This window comes from Janthinobacterium sp. P210006, from assembly GCF_036231885.1.
Lineage (GTDB): Bacteria > Pseudomonadota > Gammaproteobacteria > Burkholderiales > Burkholderiaceae_D > Janthinobacterium > Janthinobacterium violaceinigrum.
The window spans coordinates 1,024,489-1,040,598 of record NZ_JAZARD010000001.1; the positions used below are offsets into that span (position 1 = coordinate 1,024,489).

At 63.2% G+C, this 16,110-nt stretch carries 18 protein-coding genes; 1 reads left to right on the top strand and 17 read right to left on the bottom strand.

Annotation, left to right across the window (positions count from 1 at the left end):
• Positions 1–4 precede the first annotated feature (4 nt).
• The 11 genes from fliO to VPH41_RS04585 form a co-directional block, all read right to left on the bottom strand.
• Positions 5–598 (bottom strand): flagellar biosynthetic protein FliO, encoded by a 594-nt coding sequence (gene fliO / locus VPH41_RS04535; RefSeq protein ID WP_328569100.1) that lies wholly within the window; start codon positions 596–598, stop codon positions 5–7.
• The gene (fliN, locus tag VPH41_RS04540; RefSeq protein WP_034754038.1) at positions 595–1,029 is read right to left on the bottom strand and encodes a flagellar motor switch protein FliN; all 435 of its coding nucleotides are present in this window, start codon (positions 1,027–1,029) and stop codon (positions 595–597) included. The genes fliO and fliN overlap by 4 nt, the downstream gene beginning before the upstream one ends.
• 50 nt (positions 1,030–1,079) lie before the next feature.
• Positions 1,080–2,066 (bottom strand): flagellar motor switch protein FliM, encoded by a 987-nt coding sequence (fliM, locus tag VPH41_RS04545; RefSeq protein ID WP_034754035.1) that lies wholly within the window; start codon positions 2,064–2,066, stop codon positions 1,080–1,082.
• A 6-nt stretch (positions 2,067–2,072) separates the two neighbouring features.
• Positions 2,073–2,585 carry a flagellar basal body-associated protein FliL gene (fliL, locus tag VPH41_RS04550; RefSeq protein ID WP_152285345.1) on the bottom strand — a complete coding sequence of 171 codons (513 nt, stop codon included), beginning with the start codon at positions 2,583–2,585 and terminating at the stop codon, positions 2,073–2,075.
• Between the two features lie 186 nt (positions 2,586–2,771).
• Positions 2,772–4,046, bottom strand: coding sequence for a flagellar hook-length control protein FliK (locus tag VPH41_RS04555; protein ID WP_328569101.1), 1,275 nt, complete (start codon positions 4,044–4,046; stop codon positions 2,772–2,774).
• A gap of 19 nt (positions 4,047–4,065) precedes the next feature.
• Positions 4,066–4,506, bottom strand: coding sequence for a flagellar export protein FliJ (gene fliJ, locus VPH41_RS04560; RefSeq protein ID WP_152284686.1), 441 nt, complete (start codon positions 4,504–4,506; stop codon positions 4,066–4,068).
• A gap of 32 nt (positions 4,507–4,538) precedes the next feature.
• Positions 4,539–5,855, bottom strand: a complete 1,317-nt coding sequence (gene fliI / locus VPH41_RS04565) for a flagellar protein export ATPase FliI (protein WP_226939268.1) — start codon at positions 5,853–5,855, stop codon at positions 4,539–4,541.
• A gap of 89 nt (positions 5,856–5,944) precedes the next feature.
• The gene (locus VPH41_RS04570) at positions 5,945–6,658 is read right to left on the bottom strand and encodes a flagellar assembly protein FliH (protein WP_287779323.1); all 714 of its coding nucleotides are present in this window, start codon (positions 6,656–6,658) and stop codon (positions 5,945–5,947) included.
• Between the two features lie 43 nt (positions 6,659–6,701).
• Positions 6,702–7,700 carry a flagellar motor switch protein FliG gene (gene fliG / locus VPH41_RS04575; protein WP_034787109.1) on the bottom strand — a complete coding sequence of 333 codons (999 nt, stop codon included), beginning with the start codon at positions 7,698–7,700 and terminating at the stop codon, positions 6,702–6,704.
• The gene (fliF, locus tag VPH41_RS04580; RefSeq protein WP_152284687.1) at positions 7,693–9,408 is read right to left on the bottom strand and encodes a flagellar basal-body MS-ring/collar protein FliF; all 1,716 of its coding nucleotides are present in this window, start codon (positions 9,406–9,408) and stop codon (positions 7,693–7,695) included. Before fliF ends, fliG begins: the two co-directional genes overlap by 8 nt.
• 75 nt (positions 9,409–9,483) lie before the next feature.
• Positions 9,484–9,876 (bottom strand): hypothetical protein, encoded by a 393-nt coding sequence (locus tag VPH41_RS04585; protein ID WP_287779324.1) that lies wholly within the window; start codon positions 9,874–9,876, stop codon positions 9,484–9,486.
• On the opposite strand from VPH41_RS04585, the gene fliE reads away from it, so the two are divergent.
• Positions 9,779–10,027: a flagellar hook-basal body complex protein FliE gene (gene fliE, locus VPH41_RS04590; protein WP_264372564.1), complete on the top strand. Its 249-nt coding sequence runs from the start codon at positions 9,779–9,781 to the stop codon at positions 10,025–10,027. The genes VPH41_RS04585 and fliE overlap by 98 nt on opposite strands.
• A 143-nt stretch (positions 10,028–10,170) precedes the next feature.
• Here the strand turns inward: fliE and VPH41_RS04595 are convergent, their stop codons facing one another.
• From VPH41_RS04595 to fliD, 6 genes are read right to left on the bottom strand one after another with little or no spacing between them, the layout of a single operon-like run.
• Positions 10,171–10,917 carry a flagellar brake protein gene (locus VPH41_RS04595; RefSeq protein ID WP_152284688.1) on the bottom strand — a complete coding sequence of 249 codons (747 nt, stop codon included), beginning with the start codon at positions 10,915–10,917 and terminating at the stop codon, positions 10,171–10,173.
• Positions 10,918–10,942: 25 nt separating this feature from the next.
• A complete protein-coding gene (locus VPH41_RS04600; protein ID WP_035821344.1) occupies positions 10,943–11,269 on the bottom strand; it encodes an EscU/YscU/HrcU family type III secretion system export apparatus switch protein in 327 nt (108 codons plus the stop codon).
• Positions 11,262–12,461 (bottom strand): flagellar hook-length control protein FliK, encoded by a 1,200-nt coding sequence (fliK, locus tag VPH41_RS04605; protein ID WP_328569102.1) that lies wholly within the window; start codon positions 12,459–12,461, stop codon positions 11,262–11,264. The genes VPH41_RS04600 and fliK overlap by 8 nt, the downstream gene beginning before the upstream one ends.
• A 17-nt stretch (positions 12,462–12,478) precedes the next feature.
• The gene (locus tag VPH41_RS04610; RefSeq protein ID WP_328569103.1) at positions 12,479–12,805 is read right to left on the bottom strand and encodes a flagellar protein FliT; all 327 of its coding nucleotides are present in this window, start codon (positions 12,803–12,805) and stop codon (positions 12,479–12,481) included.
• A gap of 3 nt (positions 12,806–12,808) precedes the next feature.
• Positions 12,809–13,255 carry a flagellar export chaperone FliS gene (gene fliS, locus VPH41_RS04615; protein ID WP_152284691.1) on the bottom strand — a complete coding sequence of 149 codons (447 nt, stop codon included), beginning with the start codon at positions 13,253–13,255 and terminating at the stop codon, positions 12,809–12,811.
• Positions 13,256–13,277: 22 nt separating this feature from the next.
• Positions 13,278–15,959: a flagellar filament capping protein FliD gene (gene fliD / locus VPH41_RS04620; protein ID WP_328569104.1), complete on the bottom strand. Its 2,682-nt coding sequence runs from the start codon at positions 15,957–15,959 to the stop codon at positions 13,278–13,280.
• Positions 15,960–16,110 lie beyond the last annotated feature (151 nt).

The following is a 16,110-nucleotide window of genomic DNA, read 5'->3' on the forward strand; positions in this document are numbered from 1 at the left end:
CGGCTTATTTCCCATTGCGTTTTTCGATGGTCTGTTTCAGCCATTCGGAAAAATTGGCGGCCGCGGGGCCGTTTTGCGCCGTGGCCAGTTGCGGCAGTTCGCTTTCCTGGCGCGGCAGGGTGGCCAGCGCGTTCACGCGGCCGGGCGAAGCGCCGACGACGATCCACTGGTCCGCCACTTCGACGAGGACGATGCGTTCGCGTCCGCCCAGGCTGAGCGAGCTGACGACGCGCATTTTGCTGTTGCCGCCCATGACCTTGGGGCCATAGCGCTTCATGAACCAGGCCAGGCCGATCAACAGGGCCAGCACGAAGACGAGCGCGAAGATGGTTTGCAGCAAGCTGCCGGCCGATGTCGTCGGCGCCATCGTCATGGGCGCGCCGGGCGGCATGGCGGGCAGGGCGGCGGCAGGTGCCGGCGCTGCCTCGGCGGTTGCCGCGGGTTTTTCGGTAACTGCTTCGGCCGGCGCGGATGCCGGCGCGGACGCCGTGACGGCAGCCGATGCCGTTGCAGGAGCCGCCGGCGCCGGCGCCGCCTGGGCGATGCAGCAGGCTGCCGCCAGCGGCAGCACAGTGGAAATCAACAGGCCAGGCTTCATTTATTCAATTTTCGGATGCGTTCGGAAGGTGTGATGATGTCCGTCAGGCGGATACCGAACTTGTCATTCACCACCACCACTTCGCCCTGGGCGATCAGGCAGCCGTTGACCAGCACGTCCATCGGTTCGCCGGCCAGGCCGTCGAGCTCGACCACGGAACCCTGCGCCAGTTGCAGCAGGTTCTTGATGGCGATCTTGGTACGGCCCAGTTCGACCGTCAGCTGCACGGGGATATCGAGGATGAAATCGATATCGTTGTGCGTTTCCGACTTCGACGCCTGCTTGGAAAAGTCCTTGAACACGGCGGCGCTGGCCGCGCTGGCCGTATTGGCGGCCTGGTTCTGCAGCGCTTCCGCTTCCGCCTTGGCCTGCTCGGCAATGGCCGCGCCCCAATCGTCTTCCGCGCTTTGGTCGTCTTGGTTGTCAGACATGTGTTTCTCCTGTTGTACAGATGCGGGCCGCAGCGCGGCCCGTATATTTCTTAATGGTTGTTCATGTTATCGGCATTGGCGAGGAGTTTCTCCACCTTCAATGCATATTGTCCGTTCAATACGCCGTACGTGCAATCCATCACGGGCACGCCGTCGACGGTGGCGGCGATCAGTTCCGGGATGTTCAGCGGGATGATGTCGCCCACCTTCATGTTCAGGATTTCATCGAACGACACGCGGGCCGTGCCCAGCGAGGCCACCAGCTCCACTTCGGCGATCTGGATCTGCTGCGTCATCAGGCGGATCCAGCGCTTGTCCACTTCCAGCGCCTCGCCCTGCAGGCTCGAGGTCAGCGAATCACGGATCGGCTCGATCATCGAATACGGCATGCAGAAGTGGATTTGTCCGGAAACGGAGCCCAGTTCCACCGTAAACGTGGAGGCGACCACCACTTCGTTGGGCGTGGCGATGTTGGCGAACTGCGTGTTCATTTCTGAACGGATATATTCAAACTCGACGGGGAAGACCGGTTCCCACGACTTGGTATAGGCTTCAAAGACGATATCGAGGATGCGCAGGATGATGCGCTGCTCCGTCTGCGTAAAGTCGCGCCCTTCGACGCGCGTGTGGAAGCGTCCGTCGCCGCCGAACAGGTTGTCGACCAGCAGGAAGACGAGGCCCGGATCGAAGACCATCAGCGCCGTGCCGCGCAGCGGCTTCATGTGCACCAGGTTCAGATTGGTCGGCACCACCAGGTTGCGGATGAATTCGCTGTATTTCGAGACGCGCACGGAGCCGACGGACACTTCGGCGCTGCGGCGCAGGAAGTTGAACAGGCCTACGCGCAGCAGCCGGGCGAAGCGCTCGTTGATAATTTCCAACGTTGGCATCCGGCCGCGCACGATGCGCTCCTGGGTTGCCAGGTTGTAGGTACGAACTCCCGTGACATCTTCCGGCGCCTGCGCGTCGTCCTGGTCTCCGTTGACGCCCTTCAGAAGGGCATCGACTTCTTCCTGGGAGAGGAAATTATCGGCCATGGCTGCTTATTGAATGATGAATGCGGTAAATAATACGTCCGTCACGTCCTGCTCCGGCCCTTTGTCCTCGAACGGCTGGTTCACCTGATTGATGATTTCGGCCGCCAGTTGCTGCTTGCCTTCCACGGTGTTGAGTTCCGATGCTTTCTTGCCGGACAACAGCAGCAGCAAGCGGCTGCGCACCTTCGGCATGTTGAGCTTGATGCTATCCATTTCTTCGGGGCTGCTCACCTGCAGGGTGAATGCGATCTGCAGGTATTGTTCGCCATTTTCCGGCTGCAAGTTGACGGTGAAGGCATCGACGGGTACGAAGACGGGCGGACCGGCCTTCGAGGCAGCATGTTTTTTCTTGCTGGGCGCCGATTCTTCTTTATCGGCCTTGCCATGCAAGAAATACCAGGCGGCACCGCCACCGACGCCGCCGGCCACCAGCACCGAGGCCAGCACTATGATCAGAAGCTTCTTTTTCGAGGCGCCGGCGGGGGCCAGGCCTGCATCTGCTTTCGGATCTGCTTTCATTTTTGGATTTGCTTTCAATGGTACTCGAGTGCATGGAAGTGGATCACGACGCCATTATGTCATTATCGGCAAATTCTGCGCAGAAGGATGCAGTGAAAAGAGGGCGGAAGCGCCCTCAACTCGCTGTTTTTATACGAAAAGTTACGCTGCGGGGCGCGCCTGTGGCCAGAGGACGACGAATTGGCCTCAGGCAAAGGTATCCACGGCGCTCAGGCTGGCCCGGCTGCGTCCGCCTGCTGCCGGCGCGATGGCGATCTCGCCGCCCGCTACGCCGCCGCCCTGGCTATTGCCGCGGCGCTCGCCCGAGGCGGCACGCTCGCCATTGTTTTGCTGTTCCGGCGTGCCGGCCGAGACGGTGGCGCTGCCGAAGGCGATGCCCGCTTCGCTCATCATTTCGCGCAGGCGGGGCATGGCCGCTTCCAGCGCCTGGCGTACTTCCGGCTGGGCCGACATGAACGCGGCATCGGCCTGGTCATTGGTGACCGTCAGGACCACTTGCAGGGGGCCCAGGTCCGGCGGATTCAGGGTCAGGGTGGCGCTCTGGTCGCCGCCGGCCGCCATCCACACGACTTTCTGTCCCAGTTGCTGGTCCCAGGCAGGTGTACCCACCCGGCCAGCCAGCTTGTCTGCCGGCACGGCTGCGGCGGCCGCCGCCTGCTGCAGCGCGCCCGGCTGCAACTGGGCCGCCAGGCGGCTCAGGTCGGCAGGTGCCTCCTTGAGGATCGGTTCGGCCATGGCCGTGCCCGCCTTGGCGGTGGCGGCCAGCTGCGCATCGATGGCCAGCTTGCCCGGTTCGGCCTTGCCGGCTGGCAAGCTGGCGCCTGGCGTGGCGCTTGTCTTGCCCTGGGCCTGGCCCAGGCTGTCGGCAAAGTCGCCGCTGTCCGCTTGCGCGGCGACCGTGGCGGTGGCTTTGCCGCTGCCCTGGGCGGCTGCCAGCAAGGGGCCCGTCGCCAGGCTCTTGCCATCGGCCTTGCCGCTGGTGCGTGCGGGCAGTTCCGGCACGGCCTTGGCGGCTGCCGCCGGCGGCTGGATGGCCAGCTGGATGCTGCCCACCAGGGCCAGCATTTCGGCGGCCGGATCGGCTGGCGGCGCCACTGTCGCGGCAGGGACGGCGGGCACGCTGGCCTCGGCTGTGGCGCTGCCGTCGGTGGCGGGCGTGGCTGCCTCGGCAGCTGGCGCGGGCGGCTGCTCGCTGCTGGCGGCCTGTTCGGTGCCTGCTGGCGCCGGCTTTGCTTCGGCGGCGGGCGCCTGGGCGGGTGCTTGCGCGGCGGCAGGGCTGGCGGGGCGGGCCGCTGGCGCTTGCGCCATATTGCGGCTGGCCTGGCGTTGTTCGATCTGGCGGTTCAGGGTGCGCTGGAAGTCGCCCGCCGCGCCGCTGGTGGACGGCTGGCTGCGGTTGGCGGCGCCCGGCGTGGCGTTCGGCGAGACAATCTGGGAAATCGGGGTTGGCTGGGTTTGCATGATACTGCCTCAGTGTTGCTTAGCGTTTGTAATAGGCTTGTCGCGCCGCGTGCTCATCCATTGCTTTCTGGTCGCGCTTGTTTTCCAGTTTCAGCGCCTGTTCCTGCGCCCGGTTGTTCAGGGTGGTGTACGACATGCGCTTGCGTTCGGCATCCTGCCAGCGCAGCTTTTCCTGTTCGCTGCGCGCCTGCGCATGGTTGACCACCTGCTGCTGGCCCATGATGGCGCTGTCGAGCTTGACCATGAAGGCCTGGAAATTGCGGTAGGCCATGGGCGTAATGCCGCTGCTCATGGTGGTCTCGAAGCGCTTGGCATAGTCGTCGCGGTAGCCGGACAGCATGTCGAGCTTCTGGCGGCAATCGTCGAGCGCTTTCAGGGCCGCGCCCAGGCGCTTGGCGCAGTCATCCGTTTCGCGCTGGGCAAGGTCGATCAGGGTTGCAAGTTGGGAAGGAGAAGCCATGGCTGATTATATTCCCGCTATGCAAGCCCTAATCAGTCGAATAGAGCGGTAAGTTGCCCCAAGCTCTCGTCCATGCTGACCCGCTCCGTGATCTGCTGTTGCAAAAATGCTTCGATCTTTTCATGCAGGGCGATGGCCTGGTCCAGCACGGGGTCCGTGCCGGCGCTGTAGGCGCCCACGCTGATCAGGTCGCGGCTGCGTTCATAGCGCGAATACAGTTGCTTGAGCTTGCGCGCCTGCTGCTGGTGTTCATGCGTGGTGATCGAGTGGGCGGCGCGCGAAATCGATTGCTCGATGTCGATGGCCGGGTAGTGGCCCGCCTCGGCCAGGCGCCGGTTCAGCACGATATGTCCGTCGAGAATCGCGCGCGCCGAGTCGGCGATCGGGTCCTGCTGGTCGTCGCCCTCCGTCAGCACGGTATAGAAGGCCGTGATCGAGCCGCCGCCTTCCTCGCCATTGCCGGCCCGTTCCACCAGCACGGGCAGCTTGGCGAAGACGGACGGCGGATAGCCCTTGGTGGCGGGTGGCTCGCCGATGGCCAGGGCGATTTCGCGCTGCGCCATGGCATAGCGGGTCAGCGAATCCATGATCAGCAGCACGTTCTGGCCCTGGTCGCGGAAGTGCTCGGCAATGGCCGTCGCATACGCGGCACCCTGCAGGCGCATCAGCGGCGGCGTGTCGGCCGGCGCCGCCACGACGACGGAGCGGGCCAGGCCCTCGGCGCCGAGGATTTGCTCGATGAATTCTTTTACCTCGCGGCCCCGTTCGCCGATCAGGCCGACGACGATCACGTCCGCCTCCGTGTAGCGGGCCATCATGCCCAGCAGCACACTCTTGCCCACGCCGGACCCGGCGAACAGGCCCATGCGCTGGCCCCGGCCCACGGTCAGCATGGCATTGATCGAGCGCACGCCCACGTCCAGGGTGTCGACGATGGGCGCGCGGCCCAGGGGATTGGCGGGGCGTACATTGATGGGGGCGCTGTCGACCGTGTGCAGCGGACCGAGCTGGTCGAGCGGGCGGCCCGCGCCGTCGAGCACGCGGCCCAGCAGTTGCGGGCCCACAGGCAGGTGGCGCGCGCGGTCGCTGGGGCGGCGGCGCGGATGCGCCACGCTGCCGGGGCGGGGGATGGCCGGTTCGACGGAAAACACGCGCGTGCCGGGCACGATGCCTTCGACATCGCTTTGCGGCATCAAAAACAGGCGTTCGCCTTCAAAGCCCACGACTTCCGCCTCGACCCGGCCGCCATTGGGCAGGGGCACGGTGCAGGCGGCACCCACGGCCAGGCGCAGGCCCACCGCTTCCATCACCAGGCCCGCCACCCGCGTGACCCGGCCCGATATCTGCATCGGTTCGACAAAGCCGACCACGGCCGTACAGTCGCTCAGGTAGGCGCGCCAGCGCGCCGCATGGGCAGTGGGGCCTTTGACGGATTCGCTCACGGCGCCAGCCAGTCCAGGTCCTTGCCCAGCGCATGCGTCAGGCGGTGCCAGCGGGTAGAAGTCTGTGCATCGATCTGGTTGCTGGCCGTGTCGATCTTGCAACCGCCGCGTTCCACGCTGGGGTCTTCGATGACGCGCCAGCCACCCTTGTCGAGCTCATCGCCGATGCCGTCGCGCACCACTTGCGCATCGTCGGGATTGAGCATCAGCAAGGCCGGTTGTTGCAGCACAGGCAGGTATTCGATGGCTTCGCGCACCATCGGCAGCATCAGTTCGGGGCGCACGGGCAAGGCCGTCTTCAGCATGCCCTTGGCCAGCTGCAGGGCCAGTTCCATCACGTCGTTGGCGATCAGTTCGTCGGCCTGATGCACGGCCGTGCCGAAATCGACGGCGATGGTTTGCAGATGCGCCAGTTCCACGGCGGAGGCTGCCTTGCCTTCCGCATACGACTGGGCGTGGCCGTCCGCGTGTCCGGCCGCATGGCCTTCCGCATAGCCGGCCGCGCGGCCTTCCTCGAAGGCGGTGGCGCGCGCTTCCTCGCGGATGGCGTCCAGTTCTTCCTGCGTCGGATATTCGAGCGGCGGCGCCAGCTCTTCGTCGTGCAGCTCGCCGTAGGGATCGGCTTCCGGGTCGATCTCGGGTTCGGGGTCCGGTTCCAGCAGCTTGCGCGCCGCCACCACGCTGGGGCGCTCGTCGCCAAACGAGGTCATTTCCCAGCGCTGGTAGGCCGTTTGCTGCTCTTTGGGAATCAAGTTAGACAAACGAATCCTCGCCTTTTCCGCCTAAGACAATCTGCCCTTCGTCCGCCAGGCGGCGCACGATCTGCAGGATCTGTTTCTGCTGCGATTCCACTTCCGACAGGCGCACGGGGCCTTTCGATTCCAGGTCTTCGCGCATCATCTCGCCGGCGCGCTGCGACATGTTCTTGAAGATCTTGTCTCGCAGCTCCTGCGAGGCGCCTTTCAGGGCGATGATCAGCATTTCCGACTGCACTTCGCGCAGCAGCAGCTGGATGCCGCGGTCGTCGATATCGATCACGTTGTCGAACACGAACATTTCGTCCATGATCTTCTGCGCCATGTCGTTGTCGTAGTTCTTGATATTGTCCATGACGGAGCCTTCCTGCTCGCCGCTCATGAAGTTCAGGATCTCGGCCGCGGCGCGCACGCCGCCCAGCGACGATTTCTTGATGTTTTCGTTACCGGACAGCAGTTTCGTCAGCACGTCGTTGAGTTCGCGCAAGGCGGCCGGCTGCACGCCGTCCAGGGTGGCGATGCGCAAGACCACGTCGTTGCGCAGGCGGTCCGTGAAATGGCCGAGGATTTCGCAGGCCTGGTCGCGTTCCAGGTGGACGAGGATGGTGGCGATGATCTGCGGGTGCTCGTTGCGGATCAGCTCGGACACGGATTGCGAATCCATCCACTTCAGCGATTCGATGCCGGACGCATCCTTGCCGCCCAGGATGCGCGACAGCAGCACGGACGCCTTGTCGTCGCCCAGCGCCTTGGTGAGGACCTGGCGGATGTATTCGTCCGAATCGAGGCCGACGGTGGAATTGAGTTCCGTCTGCGCGCGGAAGTCGTCGAGCACCTCGACCACCTGTTCGTGCGCGATGCCCTTCATGGTGGCCATGGCGGCGCCCAGCTTCAGCACTTCGCGGGGGCCGAGGAATTTCATCACTTCGGCCGCTTCGCTCTCGCCCAGTGCCAGCATCAGGATCGATGCTTTTTGCAATCCCGTTGTCTCAGTCATTATTGCCTATCCATGCTTTGATTACGTTGGCCACCACGCGTGGGTCTTCCTGTGCCAGTTTCCTGGCCATCGCCAGGTTTTCGCGGTAGCCGCGGGCCGTGTCTTCTTCCAGCTCTTCCAGTTCGGCTTCGCTGAGCAGGACTTCGTTTTCTTCGCCATCCTTGCTCAGTTCCGGCTCGATGACGGGCGGCGGGGCGCCGAAATCGTCGATCTTGCGCATCACGGGGCGCAGCATCGGGCGCACGATCTTGATGAAGATATACAGCAGGATCAGGGCCGTGATGAGGAATTTCGCCAGTTCCTTGGCCAGCGGCAAGTTAGCGGGGTCGCGCCACCACTCGAGCTTGCCTTCGGGCGCGCGGTCGATGCCGTCGAACGGCGAGTTGGCCACGCTGAAGCTGTCGCCGCGTTCCTTGTTGTAGCCCATCGCTTCCTTGACCAGATTGTTGATCTGGACCATTTCTGCAGGGGAAATCGGCTTGACCGTGACCTTGCCATCCTTGTCGAAGCTGCGGCGGTAGTTGACGACGACGGCTACCGACAGGCGGCGCAAGCCGCCCATGGATTTCTGCTCGTAGCGCACGGTCTTATCAACTTCATAATTCGTCGTCGATTCCTTCTGGGTTGGTGCCGTGGGCGCGCCGCCCGGGGCGCCGGGCGCCTCGGCCGTCAGCGGCGCCGTGGCCACGCCAGGCGGCTGGTTCGACAGGGCGCCCGGCACGCCGGACGGGTTGGCATTGCCGGCGCCCGTCGATTCGCTCGTTTGCTGGCTGCGGATGGTGGATGCTTCCGGTGGCGAGTTCGGCTTGTAGGTTTCGGCCGCCTGTTCGCTTTGCGAGAAATCCACGTCGGCCGTCGCTTCGGCGCGCACATTGCCTTCGCCGACGATGGGCAGCAGGATCGATTCGACTTGCTTGATCACGCTTTGCTGCAGCTGCTGCACGTACTTCAGCTGGTTCGGGTCCAGGCTCTTGATGCCGTTGGCGCGGTCCTTGTCCTTTTCCTGGTTCGACAGCAAGGTGCCGGCCTGGTCGACGACGGTGACATTGATTGGCAGCAATTCCGGCACGCTGGACGCCACCAGGTGCACGATGGCGCTCACCTGCAATTGGTCCAGGCCGCGGCCAGGATGCAGGTTCAGCAGCACGGACGCCGTGGGTTTTTGCTGTTCGCGCACGAAGACGGACGGTTTGGGCAAGGCCAGGTGGACACGCGCCGTATCGACGGCGGACACCGATTCGATCGATTTGGCCAGTTCGCCTTCCAGCGCGCGCTGGAAATTGACCTGTTCCAGGAATTGCGACACGCCCAGCTTCTGGTTTTCCATCAGCTCGAAACCCACATTGCCGCCCTTCGGCAAGCCTTGCGCGGCCAGTTTCAGGCGCGCATCGTGGACTTGTTCGGATGGCACGAGAATGGCGCCGCCGCCCTCGGAAAACTTGTGCTTGATGCCCAGCTGGTCCAGCGAAGCCGTGATGGCGCCGCCGTCGCGGTCCGTGTAGTTGGAAAACAGGACCTTGTACTCGGGCGGCTGGTTCCACATGTACAGGGCCACGCCGATGGCAATCAGTGCCGCCACGCCCAGGCCGCGCAGGAAATTCTTGCCCATCGGCGTCTTGGCGAACGCTTGCACGGACTCCACGGGTGAGCGGGCAGGCGCCGGTTCCGGCGGTATGCGGTTCACATCGATTTCTTCGGCTACAGCCATGATTGCCTTCCGGGGCGCGTATGTTTGCTAATGAGTGGGGGCCGCTTCCACTGGAGGAGGGGGCGATATGCAGAATTATCCGCCACTGTCACGCGCTTCAATCGTCCAAATAGAAGGCGCTTTTGCCGCCTGCTCGGCCGAGCGGCTGGCGTTGGCGCTGGTATTGTGGAACCCTGGCAACATGTGACGGAAGTTATTGTACCCGTCGTTGCCTTGCAAGCCAGAGTTTTGTTCTCTGGGTGCAACAGGCAGGAATAGACCAGAATCGGGAGGCAAAGTGAAAACAGGCGGTATCGATAGCAGCAGGATCGAGGCGATGATCGCGCAACTGAAGTCGGCGGCCACGCGGCCGGAGGCGAAAATACCGGCGATCCAGACCGAGGCCCCGGCAGCAAAGGTGAATTTTGCCGATGCCTTCAAGAGCGCGCTCGATTCCGTGAGCAGTTCGCAAAAGGAATCGTCGGCCATGGGCCAGCGCTTTACCATGGGCGACGAAAAGGTCAGCCTGTCGGACGTGATGGTGTCGATGCAAAAGTCCAGCATCGAATTCCAGGCGACGGTGCAGGTGCGGAATAAATTAGTTTCTGCATATCATGAAATCATGAATATGCAAGTTTGATACAGGCAAGTGTATTGGTATGTCACGAACGCCTTACAAACCGTAGCGAGCGGAAGCCAGTTGTGGCCGAGAAGCGGAACTGTACTCTAGTACAGTGAGCATCGCAGGCCGCAAATGGCGACGCGCAGTAGGTTTGTAAGGTGTTAACCTAACCCCGCCATGCGTGCATTGCGCTCGCGTTCGAGACGCGTGATATAGCGCTGCACGTGCGCCAGCATGCTGCGGGGCAGGTCGACGAACTGGCAGCCCAGGCGGCGGTTCAGCTTGTTGTTCAGCAGGGTCATGTCCAGCGAATTGCGGATTTGCAAGGTGGCGGTGACTATGCCCACGTCGGGCAAGTCGATGCGGCAGCCCGGGTAGTCGCGGCCGATGGTTTCGCCCAGCATCAGCTTGTTGTCCAGGATGGCGATGCCGCCGCAGCTGATGTCGGCCAGCGGGAACAGGGTGTCGGCGCCGCCCAGCGCGGGCGGCAGGGGAATCGAGACGCGCACGGGATTGCTCACGGGCGTGGTCATGCGGTAGTACTCGCGCCGCTGCAAGCGGATCAATGTTTCTGGAATAGCAATTTTCAAGGCAGGCGTGCCATCGTAATGGCACTCTTCCACCAGGGCGCTGCTGAACAGGATGCGGATCTTGTCGAGCGACGTTTCAAACGAGATGCCGGTGGCGGCCACCATGCGGCGGTTCTGGTCGGCGTTCACGGAACGGTCGAGGATGACGGTATCGCGTTCCGCATCGACTTCCAGGATGGAGGTGACGCACACATCGGATTCACCGTGGATCAGCATGCGGATCAGCTGGTTCTTTTCACTGATGCTGCGCAGCAAGGCGATGATTTCCCGCCGCGATTCCACTTCAAAGTCATGCCAGTTTTCGAGGCCGGAATCCATAATATGTGCTTGCATTGATGCCTGTCTATGTATCGGTGAGGTTGACGCTGGTGTCGGGCGGCGGCGGGATGGGCCCGCCATTCGCAGATTCAATATGATATAACCAGGCCAGCAGTTCCGCAATCGCCCGATACAGGCCCGGAGGAATCTGGCGGTCCAGGTCGACATCCATCAGCAGCGCCACCAATTCCTTCGATTCATGCACGAAGACGCCGTGTTCGCGCGCCGTGCTGATGATCTGGTCCGCGATCAGGCCGCTCCCCTTGGCCACCACCTTGGGCGCCGGCGTGCCGCTCTGGTAGGCCAGGGCGACGGCCGTCTGCGGCACCTTGCGCTTGGTGTCGTCAAGCATCGCCTGCTCCCGCTTCCGCTGCCGGCGGCTCTTCCGCGTCCGGCTTGCCGGCAATGCTCAGCGACGACAATGGCCAGCCGGCCGCGTCCAGCGACGCTTCCAGCTGCGGGGCATGCTGGCGCAAGGTGTCGGCGCTGCCTTCGCTGCCCGCCTGCAGCTGGATGTGCACGCGGCCGCCCTGCAAGACCACGTGCGCGGCCAGATCGCCCAGCAGGGGAAACTGGAAGCGCACGTTGCTGCGCCAGGCCGTCGCTTCCTCGTCGCCGTCGCGGCCGTCGTGCTGCTGGCTTTCCGGCGCATCCTTGCTGATATCCCACTGCATCTTCTGGCCAGGCCACGCTTCGCCCTGCCATTGCACGCGCGCCTGTTCGTGCGTATGCAGCTGCAAATTGATCAGCTGCGCCGAGGCCAGGTCGGTGCCTGTCCTGGCCGTTTCGCTTGCCTGGGGCTTCTGCATCTGCGGTTCCAGCAGCAGCGAGGCAAGCGGCCGCTTGCCTTCGGCCCATTCCGCCACATGCGATTCATAGAACAGGCCGCTGCTGCCCACTGCCTCGTGCAGCTTCTGCGCCACCTGGGCGGGATTGGCGCCCGGCGTGGCCATCAGCGGCGTCTTGCCGACCAGCGCCAGGGGCGCGCCGGGCACGCTTTCCGCCTGGCTCAGCACGCTGCTGATGGCGCGCGCGGTGGTGCTCAGCTCGGGCGCGGGCGTGTCGCCTGCCAGGGCGGGCAATAAATTGGCTGGAGTCAGCGGGGCGCGGCTGAGCAGGGTGGCGGCCGTGCTGCTGGCGCGCGTGCCCGCCTGGGTGGCGCCGGCCTGGGGGCCGCGGGTCTCGGCGGCGCCGGGTTCGGCTTCCGCGTCCGCATACGTGAGCAGGGGATGGGCGGCCTGGTCGCGGTTATTGCCGATCTGAAAAGAGGGGCGGGGATTGATGCCGATCAAGGTCAGCGGGATTTCCGTGCCCGGCTGGGCGCCGGCGGGCAGCTGCATGCGGGCCGGCGTGCCGGCCACGCGCACGAGATAGCTGCCGTCGCCCATGCGGGCCAGCACCTGTCCCTGCATGGATTTGCCGATCAGTCCCTGCAGCGAGCGCTGGAACTCGGCCTGGCGCGGGTCGGCGACGGTGTCGGCCGGGCGCGTGCCCTTGATCGGGGTCAAGGGCGTCATGCCGATCGCATCCATCTTCGGCAACATGGCGCCCCCGTGTGTGTTTACGCGCCGTAGGCGTTGGCCAGGCGCCGCTCGGTACCGGTGCTGTTGATCAGCTTGGACAACTGCGCCATCCACGGCATGGTCAGGTCGCGGATCTTGCGGTCGTCTTCCAGGATCTGCTTGATCAGGGCGACCTTGCGCAAGCGGCCGGCGCTTTCCAGCACGACTTTTTCTTCATTCGCCTTCAGCGCGGCCACATGCGCGCCGATGCGCTGTTCCAGCTCTTCCAGCGCGTCCCAGTCGGCGTTGGTGGCGGCGGTGACCATCTGGCCCGTCAGGGTCTGCATGGCTTCGTAGGTGGTCAGGACTTCTTGATTCGTCATCATGGGTCAGGCGCTCGCAAGGCTGGGCATACGTTTCAAATCGGCGCCAGGCATGGCGGCGGGGGTGGCGCCTATGGCGTTCCACGTTTCGCGCAGGTCGGTCAGCAGGCGCTGCACTTCTTCCAGCATGCCAAGATCGTTGCGGATATTGGCCGCCAGCAGACGCGCGCTCATGTATTCATACAGGGCGTCGAGGCCTTCGGCGATCTGGCCGCCCGCTTCCTTGTCCAGGCTGGCGCGCAAGCCATTGTCGATGATCTGGATGGCTTTCGAGATGGACTTGCCTTTTTCCGGCACATTGCCCGATTTCATGTGCACTTGCGCGCTGAGCACGGCCACCAGGGCGCCGTCGTACAGCATCACGATCAGCTTGTGCGGCGAGGCCGAGACGATACCCGTTTCCAGGCCGACCTTGGCATAGGCATTGACGCCGCGTTGTTGGGTTCCAAACATTTAATTCTCCTGATGATTGGGCTTAACGGTTGGCGGCGATGGCGGCCAGCTGCTGGGTCAAATAGGTTTGCGTGGACTGCATTTTGTTCAGCGTCACGTCCAGACGCGTGTATTGGGCGCGGTAGCGCGCTTCGATGTCGGTCAGCTTCGCGCTGAACTTGTCGCGTTGCGCTGCCACCGTTTTCAGCGATTCATTGATGCCGTTCGTGCGCCCGGTGATCATGCCGCCCGTGCCCAGGAACGAGGTGGCCAGGTTGTTTAACTGGTAGGCATACCCCTGCGAAAAGCTTACCGTGCCGCGTGAGCCGGTGGTGCCGCCAGTCACTTCAATTTTCAAGCCTTCAGCTGGCGAGCCAGGGGCGCCCGTCAGGGTCTGGCCGGAGCCGACGATCGGTTGTCCGCCCAGCGTACCGGCCACGTCGGTGCCCTTGAGCGGCTTGGCTGCACCAAACAGGCTTTCCATGCTGGTTCCCGTGCCGCTGCTGAGGGCCAGATTCGAGACGGAGCCATAGCGGCTTGAGGAAAGGACCAGTTTGCCCGTGCCATCGATCGCAGCCGATACCGTCGAGCCGCCGTCCGCAAAAGCCTTTACACCGTTGATCGATGACTGCACAAGCGATGCCAGCTGCGTAGGAGTGTAGGTGCCGGCCGGAATTGTCACGACGGCCGTGTTCTTTGCTGCGGAAGGATCCGTGTCGTTGAGAGTGACGTTCCAGGTGGTGTCGCTGGCAATAGTGGTGCTGGCGGGCAGAACCGCATCCGACGTGAGCGAGCCTTGGCTGGCCATCGTGGAGATCGTGAGGTCATAGGTGCCGGGCTGGGTGGCGGCCGTCGAACCGCTAAATGTGACGTTGCTGTCGCTGGCCTTGCCGATGGCCGAGAACAGGCCGGCGATATCGCCGAAATTGGCACTGATAGCTTTGTCGAGCTTGCTTGTATCCAGTGTCAGGCTGCCATCCTTCTGGAAGGAGATGCCCACCTGGCTTAAATTGCTCATGCCGCTGCTCAAGCCCGTAATTGGTGCGCCCAGCTGTCTGCGCAACTGGCTCTGGATTGACTGTACCGTTGAATCACCTTGCAGGACGGCTCCCGACTTGGTATCGGGATTGTAGGCCGTCATTTTCCCGATCGAGGTGTTCAGATCGTTATAGGCCTTGACGAAGGCGGTGATGCTGGTTTTGACTGTAGTAGTATCTTTGGCGACCGACAAACTGCTGATGCCTGTCTTGGTAATGTTCAGTGAGACACCTTCAATTGCCGTATCGACACTGTTCGAACTGCTGGTGATGGCAATGCCGTTGACGCTGAACATGGTGTTTTGCGCCGCGCTGTTCTGTTTCAAGTTTTGTGCGCCAGCCACATCGTAGGCCAGCAGGCCGCTCAAGGCGCTGTCGGCGGGCTGGCCATCGCTGCCGCTGAGCGTGATTTTCATGGCTGAATTGGCGCCCGTCTTTGTCGAGCTGAGCACCAGGTGATACGGCTTGTCGCTACCGTCGGAGACAATGCTGGCGGTAACGCCGAGGCCCGCGTTATTGATGGCGTCGCGGATGCCTTGCAGGGTGTTGTTGGTGGCATCGATCACCACCGACCCCGTGGCCTGCGTGCCATCCTGGGTGAAGCCCGCATTCATGTAAGCACCGCCCGTGCCTGCCGTCAGCCCGGCTGCGGCCGGATTGCTGCCGGCAATGGTGATGGGGCTGGCGTTGCCCGAGGCCAGGGTGATCGAACTGGCAATCGTCACATTCGAGCCGTCGTTGACGGAATTGGCGGCATGGCCGATGCCGCCCGTGACGCTGCCTGTGACCACTTCCTCGATATTGATATTGGAGCCATCGGCACGCGTAAATTGCAGGTTGCCGCCAGCTGCCGTGCCGGTGACGGTGATATTTGCCGCCGCCAGTGCGTTCGAGACGGCATTCGGGCCAGCAAGTGTCGTATCCAGCGAGGCAGCCGTGATGCCGCTTCCTGCGGCGACGCCGTTGCCTTGCGTAACGATCTCGATACCGCCCACCGATAGCGAATAGGTGCCGTCCGCGCCGGTGGCAATGTTGCCGAAACCGGTGAACATGTTGGCGTTGCTGGCCGTTGGCTGGGCCGTGGCCGTCACGCCCGTGGTGCTGCTCTTGGCATTGATGGCGTCGGCCAAGGCGCGCGCGCTCTTGGTGCTGGCATCCGTCGGGATGGCCGTGCCATTAAGAATCAGCGAGCCGTTGCTCACGCCCGTGAGCAGTGTGCTGCCGCTCAGCGTCGTGCCAGTCAAGCCAAAAGTGCCGCCGGCTAGCGAGCCCAGCTGGAAGGAAACCGTCGTCTTGGCACCGCTGCCGATGGTCGACAGCTTGCTGGCCATGCCGCCCGAGGTCAGCGTCTGCGCCTGGGCCAGCTGGGAAACGTTGATGTTGTAGCTGCCAGCGACGGCCTTGGCGCCGGCACTGGCCGACAGCACCAGCGGGTCAGATGGTGTTGCGCTGACAGCGCGGAAATTGTTGGAATTCGTTAGCCCCGAAAGGGAACTTTGGAACGTGCTGACGGATCCGCTCAGGGCTCCCAGCGCGCTGAGCTTGGCCTGGTAGGACGCTGTTTTTTTGTCATAGAGATTCAGCGGCGCAGCTTCGGCCGCCATCAGCTTGTCGATGATAGCGTTCACGTCCAAGCCGCTGGCGCCGGCGCCGATGCCAGGCGATGATATTGTAGGGGTGATGGCCACTGAATACTCCTAGGAAAACACTAATATAAGCTGTTATCGGCAGAATCAATCAGGACTTGAGAGGGGGATTTACCGCGCTGTTTTCAGAGGGAGCAGAAAATCGGGGGGAGAGACAGAAGGGTGTTATTTTATCTTTAATAAAAAGACGGGG

Excerpts from the sequence above, each read along its gene's own strand:
- fliO (WP_328569100.1), bottom strand. The coding sequence starts at position 598 with ATGAAGCCTGGCCTGTTGATTTCCACTGTGCTGCCGCTGGCGGCAGCC.
- fliN (WP_034754038.1), bottom strand. The coding sequence starts at position 1,029 with ATGTCTGACAACCAAGACGACCAAAGCGCGGAAGACGATTGGGGCGCG.
- fliM (WP_034754035.1), bottom strand. The coding sequence starts at position 2,066 with ATGGCCGATAATTTCCTCTCCCAGGAAGAAGTCGATGCCCTTCTGAAG.
- fliL (WP_152285345.1), bottom strand. The coding sequence starts at position 2,585 with ATGAAAGCAGATCCGAAAGCAGATGCAGGCCTGGCCCCCGCCGGCGCC.
- VPH41_RS04555 (WP_328569101.1), bottom strand. The coding sequence starts at position 4,046 with ATGCAAACCCAGCCAACCCCGATTTCCCAGATTGTCTCGCCGAACGCC.
- fliJ (WP_152284686.1), bottom strand. The coding sequence starts at position 4,506 with ATGGCTTCTCCTTCCCAACTTGCAACCCTGATCGACCTTGCCCAGCGC.
- fliI (WP_226939268.1), bottom strand. The coding sequence starts at position 5,855 with ATGCAGATATCGGGCCGGGTCACGCGGGTGGCGGGCCTGGTGATGGAA.
- VPH41_RS04570 (WP_287779323.1), bottom strand. The coding sequence starts at position 6,658 with ATGACCTCGTTTGGCGACGAGCGCCCCAGCGTGGTGGCGGCGCGCAAG.
- fliG (WP_034787109.1), bottom strand. The coding sequence starts at position 7,700 with ATGACTGAGACAACGGGATTGCAAAAAGCATCGATCCTGATGCTGGCA.
- fliF (WP_152284687.1), bottom strand. The coding sequence starts at position 9,408 with ATGGCTGTAGCCGAAGAAATCGATGTGAACCGCATACCGCCGGAACCG.
- VPH41_RS04585 (WP_287779324.1), bottom strand. The coding sequence starts at position 9,876 with ATGGCCGACGATTCCTTTTGCGAACTGCTCACGGAATCGAGCGCGCTC.
- VPH41_RS04595 (WP_152284688.1), bottom strand. The coding sequence starts at position 10,917 with ATGGATTCCGGCCTCGAAAACTGGCATGACTTTGAAGTGGAATCGCGG.
- VPH41_RS04600 (WP_035821344.1), bottom strand. The coding sequence starts at position 11,269 with ATGCTTGACGACACCAAGCGCAAGGTGCCGCAGACGGCCGTCGCCCTG.
- fliK (WP_328569102.1), bottom strand. The coding sequence starts at position 12,461 with ATGTTGCCGAAGATGGATGCGATCGGCATGACGCCCTTGACCCCGATC.
- VPH41_RS04610 (WP_328569103.1), bottom strand. The coding sequence starts at position 12,805 with ATGATGACGAATCAAGAAGTCCTGACCACCTACGAAGCCATGCAGACC.
- fliS (WP_152284691.1), bottom strand. The coding sequence starts at position 13,255 with ATGTTTGGAACCCAACAACGCGGCGTCAATGCCTATGCCAAGGTCGGC.